The sequence below is a fragment of the Halorubrum marinum genome (genome assembly GCF_048381195.1).
Taxonomy (GTDB): Archaea; Halobacteriota; Halobacteria; order Halobacteriales; family Haloferacaceae; genus Halorubrum.
Genome location: NZ_JBLWMM010000001.1, coordinates 568465 through 587026, shown reverse-complemented (window position 1 = coordinate 587026; position 18562 = coordinate 568465). Strand labels below are relative to the sequence as shown.

The 18562-nt window shown below is 61.8% G+C and carries 14 protein-coding genes and 1 tRNA gene; 7 read left to right on the top strand and 8 right to left on the bottom strand.

Annotation, left to right across the window (positions count from 1 at the left end; translation table 11 throughout):
- Window positions 1–6: 6 nt before the first annotated feature.
- The 3 genes from ACNSN4_RS02865 (at window position 7) to gdhB (ending at window position 4505) form a co-directional block, all read left to right on the top strand.
- A complete protein-coding gene (locus tag ACNSN4_RS02865) occupies window positions 7–2868 on the top strand; it encodes a bacterio-opsin activator domain-containing protein (RefSeq protein WP_418284248.1) in 2862 nt (953 codons plus the stop codon).
- 207 nt (window positions 2869–3075) lie between these two features.
- Window positions 3076–3219 carry a rubrerythrin-like domain-containing protein gene (locus tag ACNSN4_RS02860; protein ID WP_418284247.1) on the top strand — a complete coding sequence of 48 codons (144 nt, stop codon included), beginning with the start codon at window positions 3076–3078 and terminating at the stop codon, window positions 3217–3219.
- Between the two features lie 2 nt (window positions 3220–3221).
- Window positions 3222–4505, top strand: a complete 1284-nt coding sequence (gdhB, locus tag ACNSN4_RS02855) for a glutamate dehydrogenase GdhB (RefSeq protein WP_418284246.1) — start codon at window positions 3222–3224, stop codon at window positions 4503–4505.
- A 238-nt stretch (window positions 4506–4743) separates the two neighbouring features.
- Here gdhB and ACNSN4_RS02850 read toward each other — a convergent pair whose 3' ends face one another.
- From ACNSN4_RS02850 to ACNSN4_RS02820, 7 genes are all read right to left on the bottom strand, one after another.
- Window positions 4744–5718, bottom strand: a complete 975-nt coding sequence (locus tag ACNSN4_RS02850) for a phosphoribosyltransferase (protein WP_418284245.1) — start codon at window positions 5716–5718, stop codon at window positions 4744–4746.
- 283 nt (window positions 5719–6001) lie between these two features.
- On the bottom strand, window positions 6002–7735 hold the full coding sequence (locus ACNSN4_RS02845; protein WP_418284244.1) for a right-handed parallel beta-helix repeat-containing protein: 1734 nt from the start codon (window positions 7733–7735) through the stop codon (window positions 6002–6004).
- Window positions 7736–7947: 212 nt separating this feature from the next.
- A tRNA-Gln gene (locus tag ACNSN4_RS02840) sits at window positions 7948–8098 on the bottom strand.
- A 116-nt stretch (window positions 8099–8214) separates the two neighbouring features.
- Window positions 8215–9507, bottom strand: coding sequence for a DUF5305 domain-containing protein (locus ACNSN4_RS02835; protein WP_418284243.1), 1293 nt, complete (start codon window positions 9505–9507; stop codon window positions 8215–8217).
- Window positions 9508–9511: 4 nt separating this feature from the next.
- Window positions 9512–10675, bottom strand: a complete 1164-nt coding sequence (locus ACNSN4_RS02830; RefSeq protein ID WP_418284242.1) for a signal peptidase I — start codon at window positions 10673–10675, stop codon at window positions 9512–9514.
- Window positions 10676–10942: 267 nt separating this feature from the next.
- Window positions 10943–11857 (bottom strand): hypothetical protein, encoded by a 915-nt coding sequence (locus ACNSN4_RS02825; RefSeq protein WP_418284358.1) that lies wholly within the window; start codon window positions 11855–11857, stop codon window positions 10943–10945.
- A gap of 104 nt (window positions 11858–11961) precedes the next feature.
- On the bottom strand, window positions 11962–13524 hold the full coding sequence (locus tag ACNSN4_RS02820; protein WP_418284241.1) for a CARDB domain-containing protein: 1563 nt from the start codon (window positions 13522–13524) through the stop codon (window positions 11962–11964).
- Window positions 13525–13847: 323 nt separating this feature from the next.
- Between ACNSN4_RS02820 and ACNSN4_RS02815 the strand changes: the two genes are divergently transcribed.
- From ACNSN4_RS02815 to ACNSN4_RS02800, 4 genes are all read left to right on the top strand, one after another.
- Window positions 13848–14429: a DUF7344 domain-containing protein gene (locus tag ACNSN4_RS02815; protein ID WP_418284357.1), complete on the top strand. Its 582-nt coding sequence runs from the start codon at window positions 13848–13850 to the stop codon at window positions 14427–14429.
- Window positions 14430–14525: 96 nt separating this feature from the next.
- Window positions 14526–15332, top strand: a complete 807-nt coding sequence (locus tag ACNSN4_RS02810) for a hypothetical protein (protein WP_418284240.1) — start codon at window positions 14526–14528, stop codon at window positions 15330–15332.
- 381 nt (window positions 15333–15713) lie between these two features.
- A complete protein-coding gene (locus tag ACNSN4_RS02805; RefSeq protein WP_418284239.1) occupies window positions 15714–16391 on the top strand; it encodes a hypothetical protein in 678 nt (225 codons plus the stop codon).
- Between the two features lie 731 nt (window positions 16392–17122).
- The gene (locus tag ACNSN4_RS02800) at window positions 17123–17272 is read left to right on the top strand and encodes a DUF7550 family protein (RefSeq protein WP_418284238.1); all 150 of its coding nucleotides are present in this window, start codon (window positions 17123–17125) and stop codon (window positions 17270–17272) included.
- 70 nt (window positions 17273–17342) lie between these two features.
- Here ACNSN4_RS02800 and ACNSN4_RS02795 read toward each other — a convergent pair whose 3' ends face one another.
- On the bottom strand, window positions 17343–18473 hold the full coding sequence (locus ACNSN4_RS02795) for an ABC transporter ATP-binding protein (RefSeq protein ID WP_418284237.1): 1131 nt from the start codon (window positions 18471–18473) through the stop codon (window positions 17343–17345).
- Window positions 18474–18562 lie beyond the last annotated feature (89 nt).

Here is an 18562-nt window from a genome sequence, read left to right as displayed (position 1 = left end):
CCATACATGAACTCCACGACAAGTAGTGTTCTCGACACATCCGCAATCGTCGTTGTCGGTGACACGCCATGGATAACGGCGTACACTGACGCTCTCCGGGAGGAGTTCGAGACGACGGTCTATACTGTCTCGACGATATCGGCAGCACAAGAGAAGCTTCGACAGACGACCGTTGACTGCGTCGTTACAGACGACAGTCTCGCTGAAACCACTGGGATCGATCTCATTCGACGTATCCGTGATACGTCGACTACGCTACCGGTGATTTTGGGAACAGTCGACGGCAGCGAACGACTCGCCAGTGAGGCTATCGAAGCTGGTGTCACGGATTATATCGCGGTCACAGACCTATCAGACGACGCCATCAACGACGCGCTACGGCGAACTGAACAGATACTCCGGAAAGCTCACCGATCAGCCACACAGCGCGAACGGGCCCGACAGTTCGACGCCATCTTCCACGATACCAGATCAGCGACGTGGGTACTCGACCCCGATGGGACGCTTACGCGTGTCAACCAAGCCGCCCGTACCATGGTGGATACGGACGCTGACGCCGTCGTCGGTGACCCGTTTTGGACGCTTCCCTGGTGGCCCGATGACAGCCAAACAAGAGATGACATCCGTCAGCTCGTGGACACAGCTGGGGACGGCGAATTTGGGCACGCTGTTGTCATCCAAGACGCTGCAGCGACCTCCAGCGTTCTGGAACTCTCCGTGCAACCGGTCACCAACGAACGCGGCGAGCTCGTCTCGATCATCGTCGACAGTGTCGATATCACTGAGCGCGTCGATCTTGAACGAGAACTCCGGCGTTCCGAGAAACTCCACCGGGTCACGCTCAACAATATGACCGATACCGTCCTCATCACCAGAGAGGACGGCGAATACACGTACGTCTGCCCGAATGCTCACTTCATTTTCGGGTATACCGCCGACGAGATTCGGGAGCTCGGAACGATCGAGGCCCTGCTCGGCGAGGACCTCTTCGACCGTGAGAAGCTCGCTGACGAGAGCGTCCTGAAGAACATCGAGACGACAGCCACGGACAAAGCTGGCCGTGAACACACGCTGTTGGTGAACGTTCGCGAAGTCGCTATTCGGGATGGGACGCTGCTGTACAGCTGTCGTGACATTACGAAGCGAAAGCAGCGCGAACAGTCGCTGGCCACGCTGCAAGAGACTGCCCGAGACTTCCTCTACGCAGAAACACACCAAGAAATCGCCCAACACGTCGTCGGCGATACCTCAGACGTTCTGGGCCTCGAGGCCAGTGCCGTCTACCTCTTCGACGCCGACGAGAATGATCTTCAGCCGGTTGTCCACTCGCAGGCGATGCGGAATGTCCACGGCCCACTGCCTGCGGTTCACGCGGACGGGAACGACCTCGTTAGTCACAGTTTTGTCGAGAACGAAGCCAGCTTTTTTGCGGACGTCCACGACGCGGGCCGTCTTACGAATGTTGCGACTGACCTTCGGAGTGTAGCATACATTCCGCTCGGCAATCACGGCGTGTTCGTCGTTGGCTCGACAGCGGTCGGCGTGTTCGACGACGTCACGCGAGAGCTTGCCGACCTCCTCGCGGCAACCGCAGAGGCGGCGCTCGATCGCGTTGACCGCGAGTCTCAGCTTCGTGAGCAGGACCGCGAACTCCAGCGACAGAACGACCAGCTCACTGCGCTCAATCAGATCAACGAGACGATTCGTGAGATCGATCAGGCGCTCGTACAGTCCGAGACCCGCGAGGAGATCGATCACACCGTTTGTGAACGCCTCACTGCCGACGATCGCTTCCGATTCGCTTGGATCGGCACGCTCGATAGTCCGAGCGAGACAGTGACACCACAGGCGTGGGCCGGAAGCGATCAGGGATATCTTGACACGCAATCGTTCCCGGTGGCCGCTGAGAACGTCGAGCCCGCCGGCCGGACTGTGGCGTCTGGAACAATGACGCTCGTCTCGAACGTTGCGGCCGATCTCCGTGCGGCCCCGTGGCGCAAAGACGCAATTTCGCGCGATCTGCTCTCCGTGTTGAGCATTCCGCTGATGTACCACGATATCTCGTACGGTGTCCTGACGGTGTACGCGAACGCGCCGGACGCTTTCAGTGCGACCGTCCAGTCTGTGTTCGCGGAACTGGGAGAGACGATCGCCGCTGCCATCAGCGCGAGTGAACGCAAGCGGGCACTGCTTACCACGTCGATGACGCGGGTCGAGTACACGGCTACGAATCCATCATTCGTGCTGACGCAATTAGCGAAGGCTGCCGACTGTACACTTACCTACGAAGGCGGCGTCCAACAGACGGCCAGCGGCAACTACGTGTTCGTCACTGTCGACGATGCACCGCTTGACGCCGTTGTCGACGCTGCGGACGGTCTTCGGATCGTTGAGGATATACAGCGGATTCGCGGTGGTGACTCCGGGGGCGTGGTGCGACTCCAGTTATCTGAGCCGTTTCTCGCGACGGAACTTGCTGACCACGGTGCTGTTCTTCAGGGTGCAACCACTACGCAATCGAACACCGAACTAGTCATCGACATTTCTCAGGGCGTCGAGGTCAGACACATCACCCAGTTCGTTAGCGAGCGGTTCAGCGACGTCAAGCTCACGTCAAAGCAAACACGGGAACAAACATCCGAACACGGACTTTACGCGTCAGTGCTTGAGCAACTGACTGCCAGACAACTGGAAGTTCTGGAGACGGCGTACTACAGCGGGTTCTTCGAATCACCACGGGAGGCGACTGGGGAGGTGGTGGCGGACTCGCTGGACATCTCGCCACAGGCCTTCTACCAGCATATTCGAACTGCACAACGGAAGCTGTTCACGGCACTTATCGATGATCACTCGCCTGTCGTTGCGTAGTCCACCGACTGAACCCGCCGGATATCTTGCGTGTAGTACCGCTACTGAGTACGGGGTAGTTGACGGACCCCTCGGCATCCGTCGTAGATTGAATAGTAAACCCTACTGTACACCACTTGGCTTCATACTCAACTACCGGATATTCCTCATATGCCCACTCTGTTTTGCTAGAGCACCCTGCGAGATATCGCCGGGGCTTCAATACCCATGAGAGACGCTTCCCAAAATTCGGCCACAGAATCGCCCTACGAGTGTTTTGAGTGTGGGAACATCCTGCTTTCGGAAAATATCCCCGGCAAGTGTCCCGACTGTGCCGGTGAGATGCGGAACCGACGCATGCCGATCGAATAACGATGGCCTCGACAGCAATAGCCCACGACGAGGAGTCGACTGAACCGGAGTCTGCATTAAAAACGGCTCGCCGTCAGCTCCAACAGGCTGCTGATCACCTCGATATCGGTCAAAACGTTATCGAGCGACTGAAGCACCCGAAAAAAGTCCACGAGGTTACCGTTCCGATCGAACGCGAAAACGGCGAGGTGGAAGTGTACACTGGATATCGCGCCCAACACGACAGTGTCCGAGGTCCGTTCAAGGGTGGCCTTCGATATCACCCCGACGTAACGCGCGAGGAGTGTGTCGGACTTAGCATGTGGATGACGTGGAAGTGTGCTGTGATGGACATCCCCTTCGGCGGTGCGAAAGGCGGCGTTGCAGTCAATCCCAAGGACCTCAGTGAGTCCGAAAAAGAACAGCTGACACGCCGGTTTACTACTGAAATTCGGTCCATCATCGGCCCCACAAAAGACATTCCTGCGCCCGACATGGGAACGGACCCACAGACGATGGCGTGGCTGATGGACGCCTACTCGATGCAGGAGGATGAAACGATTCCAGGTGTGGTCACAGGAAAACCACCTATCGTCGGCGGGAGTGAAGGGCGTGATTCGGCACCCGGTCGGAGTGTCGCAATCATCGCCCGTGAGGCTATTGAGTACTACGACAAAGATATCACAGCGACATCGGTTGCCGTGCAGGGCTTCGGGAGTGTCGGGGCGAATGCAGCGAAGCTCCTCGACGACTGGGGTGCGAACGTCGTCGCCGTGAGTGACGTTAATGGCGGGATCTACGACGCGAACGGGTTAGATACGCACGCGATTCCCGCTCACGACGAAGAGCCGGAAGCGGTGCTGACACACGGGGCCCCGGAGACGCTGACCAACGACGAATTACTGGAACTCGACGTGGACGTGGTGATTCCGGCGGCAATCGGAAACGTCCTGACGGGGGAGAATGCCGACGACGTCGCTGCGGACATCGTTGTCGAGGGGGCAAACGGTCCGACGACGAGTGCGGCGAGTGCGATCTTCGCCGAGCGGGATCTCCCCGTGATCCCGGACATACTGGCTAACGCTGGCGGCGTGACAGTGAGCTACTTCGAGTGGCTGCAGGATATCAATCGGCGTGCGTGGTCGCTAGACCGCGTTCACGACGAGTTAGAAACGGAAATGCTAGCAGCTTGGCAGGGCGTCAGTGAGGAGTTCGAGGCGCGTGATGTGACGTGGCGTGATGCGGCGTATATCGTTGCGCTATCACGGATCGCAGAAGCCCACGAGATGCGTGGTCTCTGGCCGTAACCACGCTACAGAATGGCAATATCTGTCTCGGTACCCGGTTGGTTGGATCTACTGAATTAGCATTTTTCAGCCATAAAACAAGATGAACGCCAGTCGCTGAAGAGTGCGTATTGACTGCCGAATCGCTACCAGTTTAACAGGGTGACCGATAGCGATGCGAGATACGAGGTGTTGCACTGATCGCAGTTGAGTCAACGGGAAAGTGTTTTCCGAGAGAACAGTCTTCGAGAGTGCGATATTACAGGGCCTTAGAAACAAGATAGTAGAATCGAGAATACACGTGTTTCGCGGCCGCTACGGTGGACGACGCGGGGTTTTTTCTGAACCTCGATGCGAACCGCCCGGCCGCTCGTTGCGTTCGTTTCGTCCGGCCAGGCTGGAACATCTCCATGGTCTCGTAACAGAGGACCGGCCGGGCGGTTCGTCGACTGATCTCTTCCGCCTGCCGCGGCTCGCTCTCGATGAAGAGGAGCGCGTCGGTCGAATCGTAGACATCCGCCTTGTGTTGAGCGTGATTTCCCCGCTCCTGTCGGATCTCCTTGCTCGGCAGGTCCATCATCACGAGGTTGTCGTACCGGATTTCGTGTTTGTCCAGCCAGTCTTCGGTCTCCGGTCGGTACTTTTCGAGTCTGTTCGTGACGAGGTGTCCGATCCGCTCGTCCGGAACGACGGTCGGTTCTACCGTCGACAGGAATTCGCGGTACCGCTCCCCGTCGTCGTTCTCCGTCTTCGTCGGGTCGCGACAGAGGACCCCGTCGATATCCACGCAGGCATTGTTCAACGCCGGATGGTGGATCACGTTCCACTCGAACACCCGCGGCGTGGGAACGAACTCGGCCCAGTGGTCGACGTGCTTGCGGCCCTGCGATGAGACGTACATCGCGCCGTACGAGAGGTCGAACGGGAAATCGTGTTTCTCAAGCCGCTTTTGCGTCTCCGTCATCTGGCTCCCCGAGTTCACGGAGTCGTCCACGACGAGCACGGAATCGAGGTCGCCGAACGAGCGATCCTCCGCGTGTCGTTCACCGGAGTCTATTAGTCGACCCTCACAGAGCCTGTCGACGTCCGTCATCGGAATATTAAGATGGAGACACAGGAGGCTTGCGGCGAGGAGACCGCTCCTCGGGATCCCGACGACCAGATCGACGTCCGGTACACTTTGAGCGAACCGGCGAGTGTCGACGCTGAGGTCCGCAATGCTCTTGTAGTTCATTCTGACCATCGATGGGTGGTATTCTCAAAGTTATATAGTACCTATACGCGGAGCGGGTGCGCCGCCGTCCGACGTGATCTGTACGCCACAGATTAGGACGCCATACGAAGTGCGTCTCTCGATCTTGTACGACGTTTCTGACAAGGGCCGAGTAGACCGCAACCCCCACCGGTACGTGTGTGCCCTGTACTGACCGGAACCGAGCAAGAATGTGTTACTCGCTGAGATTTTACAGAGCCGTTATTTCAAAAGAGAATACGAGAGTTATCCGGTTCGGCGGCACTCAGAACGGGCCGCGCCAGTTTCCGTCACGGTAGAGGTACCGATCGGTGTTGGCCGTGTCGTAGACCTGGACGCCTTCCCGTCCGTGGCCGTTCCACTCGCCCTCGACTGACGGGTCGCCGGCGTTCGTCCCCCAGCCGTTGAGTAGGACGCGAGTGGGGTTCTGCAGGTCGATGTCGTCGCCGTCGTCAGCGGAGTTTCCGGATAGTTCCCACTCGATTTCCGCTTCTGATCCGGTCCCGCTGATTACGCCGGTGCCGTCCGTGACGTGGTTGTCCCTGAATTTGTTGAAACTCGTCTCGTCCGATGTGTGTACCCACATCGGATACAGCCCCGGTGCAGAGAGCGCGTTGCCTGCGATGAACGATTCGGTGAAATCCACGCGGATGCAACCCGACGAGGCTTCATTGGACCGTAGCGTGTTCCCTGATATCGTGAGGTTTTCACAAACCGAATCGGCCCGGATACAGTAGTCCCCGGGTTCTCCGTCTTCAAGGACGATCTTGTTCCCGGTGATCGTCGAGTCAGACACGCCGTCGACTTCGATTCCGTACCCGGTGCCGATCTGAATTCGGTTGTCAACGAACCTGTTATCTACCGTGTTTCGGACCTCGATTCCACCCGCGGAGACCTCGGTGAGGTCGATGTGGTTGTCCTTCACCGTGTTCTCGTGGTTCCCGCCGGACCCGCCTTTCCCACTACCCGTGTCGAAGTCACCGATACCGCCAACGGACGACTGGTACGTCGACGGCACCTCAGATGGGGGGGTACCCTCGCAGTTGATGACGTCGTTGCTCTGGATCGTCATGTGGTTGGTGTCGTCGGAGATGTAGATTCCAGTCCCGTCACAGTCCTCGATCCAGTTTCCGATAACCTCCGTCCCGTCGCTCCAGACGCCCACGTGGATCGCATTGTACGCGACATTCCGGATCGTGTTGTTCCGCAACTCCCTCGATGTCCCGCGCTGGTTTGAGATCCCCTCGGAGTGGAAGTCTCGCATGACGCAGTCTCGAATCGACCCGCCTTCGTCACCGAAAACGTACGCGAACGCAACGGTGAAATCAGCGGGGCCGTCCGCGTCACGTCCGCCGCCATCGAACGTTAGATTCCGAACGTGGATATTCTCCGAGGACACGTCGTCGATTCGAGTCGTGAGAGCGGAGTGGGTCTGCGCACAAACGTCACCCTCCTCGAAATCCGCGGCTCGACTGCGAACCTCCTCGTTCAAACCGAGCGTGTTCCCGGATATCTCCGTGATATGAGTGTGGTGCGTGTCTCGCCCGGCCTTCCGGTGTTGATCCGGTCCGAACAGGACGATCCCTCGACCGACCTCGAACTCGGATGCGTCGTCCACCGCAACGGTAGTGTCACCGGTACTGACGGCCGACGTCAGCGTCGCCTGCTGGATGTCCGGGTAGGAGAGCGTGGCGTCGCCGACGCCGATAAACGTGCAGTGACTGGTTACGAGGGTGCGCCGCTTGACCTCGTGTTCGCCGGGGAGGACGTAGACGAGCGCGTTCTCGACGGGGTCGTTCTCGTCGCCGACCTGCTGGTGCCAGTCGTCGTCTGACGAGACGGTGATGATATCGGCGTCGGGTCCGATCCCTGACGCCCCTGTGGTGAGCGATTCCGGAATCGTCTCGCCGAGTTCAATCGGGACCGTTTCACCGGTCTCGGCGTTCTTCCCGACTACTTTCCCGTCTTCGGTGACGAGCTTGATACTGTTCTCTGTCATGCTTCGTGGCTCGTAGATCCCGGTATCGTCATTGTCGTCCCCGATGGCGCCGTCGACACGCTCGCGGCAATTAGTAAGGCACGCAGTAAGGCGGTCAGACGTCGGCCACGGGCCCATCGTCGGCGTGATCGTCGCATATCGGTCGCTCTCTAGTCTCGTCAGTGTCGATGACGACACCTACCTCGTTGCGACACGAGATGTTCGCACAGAAGTAGTCCCGGGCGGATTCGAACCGCCGTCAATGGCTGACTTCGGGCATCCGGCGGACGTCTCCGAGGAGACGGACCGTGATCGCGCCTAAGCCGCGGACGCGGGCGAACTCCCTCCAAAGGCCATTATGATTGGCCACTACACCACGGGACTGCATTACCACGTTTCCCGTCCGCACTCAAGTAGGTTACTTTTCATCGAGCCGTGCGCCGGAGGTGACCCACCGAGAGCGTCACGGGGGCGGCACCACGGGATCGCGAGGCCGCCGATCAGGGCTGATTTCCGTCCGAGATGTCGTCCCCGCCGATCGAAGCCTCGCCGTCGACTGCGCTCTCGTCGCCGTCGACTGCGCTCTCGTCGCCGTCGCTCCACGCGTCGTCCGGGAATCCGCCGGTCTCGTCGTCGTCATTCGCCGCGGTCGGCTCGCCCGCGTCGGGATCGACGGCCGACGATCCGTCGCCGTCACGATTAGAGTCGCCCGTCGAAACGTCCGGCGAGGGCGGGCGGTACGTGTAGCAGAACTCTGGTGTCACCGCGTGGAACGCGCCCGTGGTCGGGTCCTCGACGACGCCGGTGTCGTTGTCGATGGCGAAATCGACGAGGTCCCGCAGGCTCGACGCCTCGGCCTCCTCACGCTCGTGGACGGACGCTGGGAGGCGGATCTGCGTGATCCACTCGTCGAACTCCGAGCGGTCGTCGCGGTAGGAGAGATACTCGCGCTCGGCCGGTGTGAGCGCGAGGTCGGACTCCCGTCGGGCGTACGTGAGCCCGCCGGCGCCGACGAGCCCGAGGAGCAGCAGGAGCGGTCCGCCGACCGAGCGGAGCAGACCGTACTCCTGCTCGACGACGACCTGCTCGGTGCGGTCGGTGGTGTCGGATTGGGGCCCGGGGTCGGTGACGGTGTAGGTGTCGCCGCCGTGATCGAGACCCATCTCGATGGTCCGCGTGTACGAGGTGGACTCACCGGCGAGATCGCCGTCCACGTAAACGGTCGTGAGGACGAACGTCTCCGTCGCCCCCGGTGAAGCGCCGAGCTCCTCCTCGATCGAGGCCGCCGTCTCGTCAACCGCACTGCTGTTCAGCGCGAACGACGCGGCCACCGTTTCGCCGGGATCGACGTCCAACGCCTGCGCCGTCGCGAGCGTCTCGCGCTCGCTCCAGTAGACGACGTCGTTCTCATCGACGTTGCGGATCACGAGAACCGATTCGAGCGCGACGTCGACGTCGCTCGCGGCAGTCGCCGCGTAGCTCGCCTCCACGTCAACGTCCAATTCCGGTGCAATTCGGGTGAAGTACGTGTTTCGGTCGTCGAGCACTGTACCGGTCGCGAACACCGAATTGGGCTCGGTCACCTCCGCCGAGTGCACGTACTCGCTTTCGACGGTCAGCGAGGAGAGGGTCTGCGTTTCCGTCTCCGTTCCGGGATCAACGTGTGTCGTGTACGCGAGACCGGCCCCGACTGCCGCGACGAGGAGGCAGACGGCGAGGATCACGGCGAACTGTGCGTTCAGAAGCGCCCGAAGACGGAGTCGGGTTTCGTTTGGGGATGGATCAGAGCTCATTGGATCACTTGTAGAGTTCGCGGAGGAGACGTCGGTGCAGCGGGGGTTTCTCGCGCGATTCCCGAGTCCGTATCCGTGCGGGCTCGCCGCGGAGCAGTAACAGACCGAGCGCGACGATACCGCCGCCGAGTAGCGCGTTTATCGCCACGAGGGGCGCCCAGGGGTGAATCCGATAGAGCCCGTCGATGACGGCCGCCGGCAACACCGCGAGGTAGCGGTGTTCGGCGACGAACAGCCGGTAGTAGCCGGTGTCGTCGGGGGCGGTAAGCGTCACCGAAACGGTCGCCTCGTCCCGGCTCCCGACGGCGACCCGCTCGGGCGAGACCTCGACGCCGGGACTCGCGGGCGTGACGTACGCGTACACCGGGACGAGCCCCGCGTTTGGAACGACGTACTCCAGCTCCTCGCTCGTCCCGCTCTCGATGACCGTCGGGTTCTCCGACTCGAACTCGGCGCTCACGACCCCGTACTCCTGCGTTCCGGCGGGGACGACCATCGCCGCGGTCGCCGTCGCCATCAACACGAGCGCGAGGACGCCGACGATCGCGAACACCGAGGTACCGTCGTCGCGAGCTCGGTCGCGCTGTCGCGGCTCACGGGCGCCAGCCGTGAGATACCAGTCGACCGCGTACGCGACGACGGAGAGTCCGAACAGGAGGTACGCTAGCCCCTGTGTCCCCTGGAACGACCGGATACCGAAGGTGACCGCCAGCCACGTCTGTGCGGAACTGAGTGCCGATTGGAAGCCCATGGCGACAGTGCCAAGATACGGGATCACGACCACGCTGCCGCCCACCGTGAGTGCCTTCGCGACGATGTCGGCGTCTTGGACGATCGGCTCTCCTCCGTCCTGATCCGTGAACGGGTTGTTGTCGCCGCGGGTGACGTACCCGCGCTCCGTCTCCTCGACGACTCGATGCGTGGTCAGTCCGCCGCCCTCGATCTCTTGTGCGTCGAAGGTGACGACATCGCCGGGACCGACCCCGCCAGCGAGCGGGGCCGGAATCGCGATGAAGCCGTCACCGGGGTCGAGAGCGGGCTGCATGCTCCCCGTCTCGACGAAGCTGAGGAGTATCGGTTGCCCGAGGTACTGACCGACGATCAGCGAGACGATGACGAGCACTGCCACGGCCTGCAGCGTGAGGACGAGGGTGCGTTTGGGATCCATGTGTCGAGTTGGTTCGCGTCGTGTAGTGCTCGTCAAGTCGGGCCGGACCCCAGCCGGGACGGGTCCCAGCCGAGACGGGTCCGAATGAGGTCCCTCTGAGCGAGGCGAACCCCGTCTCCGGACTGATTTCGGGGCGATCCGGGGCGTGCCCGAGCCCGCTCAGTCGGATTCCTGTTGTGCCGTCATCAGGTTACGTCGTTCCGAGTATGTCATTGATACATTATAAACTCGTGGTTCGGAGCAGAAGCGTCGAGCCCGTGCGGTGGCTCACTCCTCGAACGCGCCGCTCGCGAGGACGACGAACGAGCCGATATACGCGAGACAGAAGCCGAGCAGGTGCACGTATAGGTTCACGACGCTCCCGTCGCCTGCCGGGTCCGCGGGGAATCCGACGATCGGATAGCCGACCGTTAGTAGCGCGCCGACGGCGAACAGGTCGCCGTATCCCGCACGCGACGCGATCGCTCGACAGCGTTCGCGGAGGGACCCTCGGAGCCGTATCCCCGCGCTCGACGCGTACAGCAGGCCGAGTAGGGCTCCGGCGACCGCCGTCGCGACCCCCGCCAGTCCGGGCCCCTCCGTCGAGAGCGGGAGCGCGAGCAGCGCGATCCACCCCGCGAGTGGGAAGAACACCGCGGGGAGGACACGGATCGACGCGTTCTGGAAGAAACGTTGGCAGGCGTATACGCCGAGAAGGAGCGAAAGCAATCCCGCGAGCGCCATGTTGATCCCGGAGAAGCCGAACCCGACGGCGTTCCGCGGCACCGCGAGATTCAGTCCCGAGAGTGCGAACGGAAACGCGAGCAGGAACGTCACCAGCGCGCTCAGGAAAAATCGGCGGTGGCCGCTCAAAACTGCGAGCGCGTAGCCGACGCCCGCAAGCAGGAAGTACCCGGCGACGTTGCCGGCGAGGTGGTCCGTGTCGAGGTGTACGAAGTGAGACGTGTACGCGGTCGCGAGCGTCGGGTCGGTGTACGAGAACGCGAGCGACCGCCGGGTCGCCTCCGAAAGCGAAAACAGGGCGAGCAACGCCACCGGCACGGCGGCGAGCAACAGGAGGTCGACGGCGCGGACGCCCGCCGTAAGCTCCCGCCAGAAAACCCCCTCATCGCCCGCGTTCACAGCGGACACGGGCGTCTCTGAGCCCGCGTCGACCCGCGTGTCGTCGTTCGACAGCAACATCACGGTCGCGTCGTCGCAGGCCAGCCCGTAAGAGCTGTCGTCCGCGCTATCGGGAGTGAGAACTTCGGCGGCACTGACCGTAGCCGCACTCACCGTAGCCGCACTCACTGCGGCATTCGACGGACGAGCGCGACACCAGCGACGGCGAGAACCGCGAGCGCGAGCAGTCCGGTAATCGCCACGGCATCGATCCCGCTCGGTTCCTCGATCGGTCCGGGCCCCCCCGCGCTCGACGCCCCGGTTGAATCGGACGCTTCCGCGTTCGACTCCGCAGCCGAGTCGGGTGCTCCCGCGTTCGACTCCGCCTCCGTCCCCGCCGCCGGATCGCCGACAGTCAGCGTTCCGGCCGGAACCCCGTCGACGGCGAGTTCGTACTCGCCGGGCGACTCGAAGGCGGTCCGCAGCGACAGGGCGGTCTCCTCGCCGGGGTCGAGCGCGACCGGTTCCGCGGCGACCGCCTCCCCGTCGGCGGTCAGCGCGACCGTCTGCTCGCCGTCCGCGCCGCCGGTGTTCTCGACCGTCGCGCGAACGACGGCCTCGCCGCCGGGCTCCACGGCGGTCTCGTCAAGGGTCGCGCCGGTCGCGCCGATGCGGGGAACGCGCTCCGCGACCGCGAACGTCGAGAACTCCTCGGTCGTCGCGCGGAAGTGCACGCGGTCCTCGGGCAGTTCCGACAATCGGACGGTGTCCTCGTCGACGATTTCGACCGACTTCTCCTCCCACTCGCCCGCGTCCGTCTGCCGGTAGAGCGTCACGTCTTCGGGGTCGGCGTCGGTCGCGTCGAAGTGGTCCGGATCCGCACTGAACCGGAGCGTCATCGCGTCGACCGCGTCGGGAGCGAAGTCGTACTCCAGCGCGAGGTACGCCATCGACCGCGGCGCGGTCGACGCCGCCAGCGTACTCTCGTTTGCGAAGGGGCCCGGGCTCCCCTCGGCGTTCAGCTCGACGCGGTCGTTCCGGACGCCCTCCAAGTCGAGCCCGTGGAGGGTAACGCTCTCACTGTCGATGGACATTCCATCGGCCCGGAACCGGATTGTCTCTCCCCGGTCGACGTCGCTCGCTACGAACTCGCGGCGGTCCGCGCTCGGCGACGCGGTCGTGACGGTCGGGCCGCCGTTGCGTGTCCCCTGTGTCGACCAGCCCGTCGTCGTCATATCCCCCGGCTCCGCGAGCGTCCCGTTGATCGAGAACTCGTCGGGACCGAGTTGCGTCCCGGCGACCTCGCCACGCGCGTCGACCACGAGGCCGACCGCAACCGTCTGGTTCGGCCCGAGCGTGACGTTGTTCGTCTCGTTTTCGATCGACTCGCCGTCGGCCGTGAACGTCACCGCGTCGCCGCCGTCGTGTTCGATCCAGACGTGCGCGTACTCGTCGGCCGTGTACGTGATCTCGAAGACGCCGTCCGCCGACGCGAGCGTATCTGCGTTAAGGCCCTCGAAGTCCGCAGGGAGGTTCGGGTTCGACGCCGAGACGTCGACGACGATCTCGTCGTCGTCGTTCAGATACGCGTAGTTCCCGTTCGGTCCGTCGGCCGGTTGGACCGCGAGGCGATCGTCCGCGAAGGTATCGGCCGGGCCGTCGATCACCGCTGCGCCCGTGGCGAAGAGGAGCGACCCCGCGGCGACAGAGAGGAGAACGAGAGTCAGGGTGCGGCGAGGAGTCGGCATTGTCAGTCGAGTTCACGTTACGGACAATGGGGTTTGGTTATGCGCTGCGTGAAGTCGCTGAAGGGAGTTGTTGTTGGTCGGATCCGACGGCTCAGCTCCCCCTCAACGGCCGTCGTGATCGATCGGCGAGATGTCGCGAATCTGTGTCTCGACCGGTCGATTCGATAGTTTCCAAAACGATAATTGCGACGTACGCGTCAGTAATATGCCGGAATATCGCGGATTGAGGCGGTATTGGTCCCGTTTTCTAAACGGAAATAAATCTTGTCTGATTATCACAACCCCGGGATTTATGTTGGCGTACTCATATGTGTCAGACAGAAATGGCGTCGGTACAACAGATCGACGGAGACGGTGGTGAGCCAGCGACAGATATTACGGAGGACGAATTATTCGACGTACTGGCGAACCAGCGGCGGCGGTTTGCAGTGCACCTCCTGAAACGGGAAGACGACAGTTCGATCGCGATCGGCGAGATGGCGGAGCAGATCGCGGCCTGGGAGAACGGCATCGAAATGACCGAGATCACGGGCAATGAGCGCAAGCGCGTGTACACCGCGCTCCAGCAGTCGCACCTGCCGAAGATGGACGACGCGGGCGTCGTGGAGTTCAACAAGGACCGCGGGCTCGTCGAGCCCACACCCGCGCTGACCGATGTCGACCTCTATATGGACGTCGTCGAGGGGAAGGAGATCCCTTGGAGCGACTACTATCTCGGGCTGTCCGGGGTCGCCGTCGCGCTCGTCGCCGCGGTGTGGCTCGGTGCGTGGCCGTTCATTCTGCTTCCTGAGTTCGCGTGGACGGTCGCGGTCGTCGTCGCCTTCGCCTTCTCCGCGCTCACGCACAAGTACTACACGACGAAGATGAAGGTGGGCGAACCCGAGGAACCCCCCGAACTGGCGTAGCGGACGGATTTCAGGCAGTCGTTGCGGGTCTTCCGGGAGCGCATAACAATACGGACAGAGCCTGTTGGTTGACACACAAAGCGCAGTCTCTCAGATATGAAACGACGCAACCTCATCCTCCTACTCGGCGGTGCAAGCTCCGGTACCATGAGCGTCGGCACCGGCGCGTTCAGTAGTATGGAGGCGGAGCGCGGGGTGGAAGTGAGCGTCGTGGGCGACGACAGCGCGTACGTGGGGTATAACGAGTGGGATAAAACGGTCCCAGAAGATCTGCGTGACGACGGGACCGTCCACTTGGTCACGGTCACGAACCGCTTCCGGGAAGCGATATCCATCGTCGACGCCGTGATCGGTAACGGAACGGACGTGTTGAGCGAGGTGTCGTACGACGATGCCGAGTTCGGGACCGGCGAGAAAGCGGAGATCACGGGTCGTGTCGAAGGGCTCACGCCCGGCGAGCGCGTCGAGGTCGAAGTCACGGTCACCGTTGAGGGGGCCGGCGTCACGGCGCAGCTGTTCGGCGATACGGAGACGCGACGGTTCACGATCGAGCGAGAGGACCGAGACGTCGCTCTCGAAAGTGTGGAGGTGGAATTCTTCGGAGGCGGAAACGCGGAGATCCTCGGCGACGATCGGGACGAAACCGTGGACATCTATCGCCTCGTTTCGAACAAGGGAACGAACTCGATCGAGGTCGATAACGGCGTGGAAGTCGCCACGGAGCAGAAGCTCAGAGGTCAGCTATCCGGGGCCGGAGGCGACGCGATCGTCGGTGTCGCTCTCGGAGACACCACCCACATACATCCGCAGTGGGACTCGGAGAATTGTGACCTTAGTCACCCCAACAACGGCGGATTCGGAATCCCGTCCGATGATCCGCCCAGCTGTGACGACTCCGAGTAATCGGCGACGTTCTCGGCCCTTTCAGTTCGGCTTCGTGCGTACGACTTCCGTCCGTTTACGATGATGCTGATCCGGAAGCGCGAGCCCTCTTAAAATAGAACTGCGATTTGGGTTTGCCAGAACCGTCTCTGGGATCCACCATATGTCGAGGCAAGATACACCGGAATATGAATGTGAAGGGCCAGCGTGAAGCGTTTTCAGCCCCGACCAGACCGGTTTCAGACTTGGGTGGAACGATCTCTGTCTCCCCCGGAGAATCTTCTGCTAACTCATTACGATATGGGATACGTCCCATGGGTGAAGTAGAGCGACCCAGGGTGACACGAGATGTCTCGTGTTCCTGGACGCGGGTCGCGTGCGGACAACAGAGGTAGACCAACAATGGAACGACGCAAACTCCTAATTGGAATAGGATCGCTCGCTGCCGGCGGGGCAGCTGCAACGGGTACAGGCGCGGTTACGACATTCACTGCAGACCGAAGCGCAAACGTAGCTAAAGTCACCACAGACAGTGGTGGTATCATCTCGATTAGTGCAGGGACAGGCGCGGATGATTCCGTAGATATGTCCGATGGTACCCTTTCGATAGATCTCTCCGGAACGGATGGAGAGGGCATCAATTTGGATTCTGTTTACACAATCGGTGAGGATCTCGACCAAATTTCTGCCGACCTTGAGGACGTACACACTGCATTCGTTGTACAGAACAACGACAATATTGCCCACGATCTTTCATTTAATTACACACTAGATGACCGGAGCTGGGTAGATGAAAGCGATCTAAATTGGAATAGTGAGTTTGGAGGATCAACGATAACGTTCCGCCCATTCGCGCAGGGACCAAGTCCCTGGTCGGCTGTAAATACTAATTCGCAAACCGTCCCAGATTATCATGAAGATGACCCGGGTGGAGTTCCCTCCGCTTACCTCGGTCCGGGAGAGCAAGTCGCATTCCAAATCATAGTTGATACGACGGGGGAAGACGCGAGTACCGATGATAATCTGAGCGGAACGCTCGAACTCTCTGCGACGACTCCCAGTCCGGAAAACTCAGAGTAATCTGGCTTTGGGCCACGTTTTCAGAATAGGCATCTTACTTCTAGTCAACCGAACCTGACACGAAGACAGAAGCACCAGTCATCGGCAGCGACTATGGATCGAACTTCACAATGACCGTTGGATAATCAGTCCGTCTGGCTCTGTTGAAATCTCCAGCAGTTGATACAGATGGTGTGCTGAACACATCCTCCATATCTTGTGCGGGTTACTTGCCAGTTGTTGGACAGGTAGCAATCACATGCGCTAAGTCGTTCACCTGTACCTAGCGATCGACGGATCGCTGAGCTGGTACTAGTAGTATCGTGGTGTGGAGTATCTCGTTCGAGGGCTGTTCAATCGTAACACCAACTAGTAAATTTGAGGCCGGTAGAGTGCGGGTCGTCATAACGAGACGTTCGCCCCTCGTGATCCTTATCGCGGGAGACGGTCCGGCTCGCGTCGCTCGCTGGCTGCGACTCCCTGACTCTCGCTCGTTTCACTCGCGAGAGCGTCACCGGGCGTCGTCCTCCAGGCTACCCCTTTGAGCCCCACCCGGCCGCACAGCACCGCACCTCACACCTCCCCCAGCCTCGTCGCTCGCTTTGCTCGCGACTCCCTCGCGGGCTCCTCGCGCCCTTTCGGACGCTCGGCGGCGCGCCACCGCCCCGATCCGTGTTCGATAGTGGCAACGATCGTGGAATCGATCGCCCCGTTCAGGTGCCCTTATGTATCCCCCGACCCGATCCGCGAACATGGACGACCACTCTCACGAGCCCGACCCGGACGCACGCGTGACCTCTCCCATGCAGGAGTTCGGCAGCCGCGAGGTCGGCATCGGCGCGGCCGTCACCCTGATCGGCCTGCTGATCGCGTACGTCATCCCGTTCCTCTTCACGTTTTAAGCGTCGCCGCCGCTCGCGGTTTGATACTCATCGAGAACCACCGACAGCGAATTCCTTACCGCGGACTTCCTTACCGCGGGTACCACGCGAGCGGGTGATCCGCGGACAGGTCTAAGCTCACGGGCTCGTTCAGCCCGAACTCCTCGACGTGGTTGTGCAGGCAGTGGACCGTGTCGCCGGACTCCAGCTCCACCCGATAGACGAACGACGGCCCGACGTACTGCCGCGAGACGATGATCCCGTCGGCGAGTTCGGGGCTCGCAGGCGTCGCCCGGAGGTCGTCGGGCCGGACGAGGACGTCGACGGGCGCGCCGTCGTAGACGGTGTCGTACCCCTCCAGCGTGACGGCGTCGAACCGCCCGATCCCCGTCTCGACCTTCCCGTCACGGAGCTTCCCTTCGAGGAACGACGCCCGGCCGAGGAACGAGGCGACGAACTTCGACTCCGGCCGCTCGAACACGTCCTCGGGGCGACCGACCTGCTCGATTGTTCCCTCGTTCATGACGGCGACGCGGTCGGAGATGGAGAGCGCCTCCTCCTGATCGTGGGTGACCGAGACCGCCGTGACGCCCGCCTCCTTCAGGATTCGGCGGACCTCCTCGCGCATCTCCACGCGGAGGCGCACGTCGAGGTTCGAGAACGGCTCGTCGAGAAGGAGCACCTCGGGCTCCGGCGCGAGCGAGCGCGCGAGCGCGACGCGCTGTTTCTGGCCGCCGGAGAGCTGTTCGGGCGTCTTTTCGCCGTGCTCGGGCATATCGACGAGTTCGAGCAGTTCGTCGACCCGGGCGGCGGTCGCGTCGTCGTCCGCGCCGTCGAGGCCGAAGGCGATGTTCTCGCGGACGGTGAGGTGCGGGAACAGCGCGAAGTTCTGAAAGACGATCCCGACGTCGCGGCGCTCCGGCGGGACGAAGGCGCCGTCGCCGGCGACCGTCTCGTCGCCGAGCGTGATCGTTCCCTGAGTCGGCTCCTCCAGTCCCGCGATAGCCCGGAGCGTCGTCGTCTTCCCGCATCCGGAAGGACCGAGGAAGGTGAGCAGTTCACCGGGACGCACGTCGAGTGAAACGCCGTCGACGGCGGTTTCGGGACCGAAAACCTTCGTGACCGCCGACAGCGACAACACCGGATCCGGTGCGGGATCGGCGGGGGACTCGCTCGCTTCCGCGCCCGACCGTCTCGTGCCGACTGATTCAGTGTGAGCCATCGATGTGGCGGGCGCCGCAGCGGTCGGCGTCCCGTTGTTGCCACTACGTATTTTAGGAATGCCTAAAAGCGTATCGCTCGCTTTCCGTC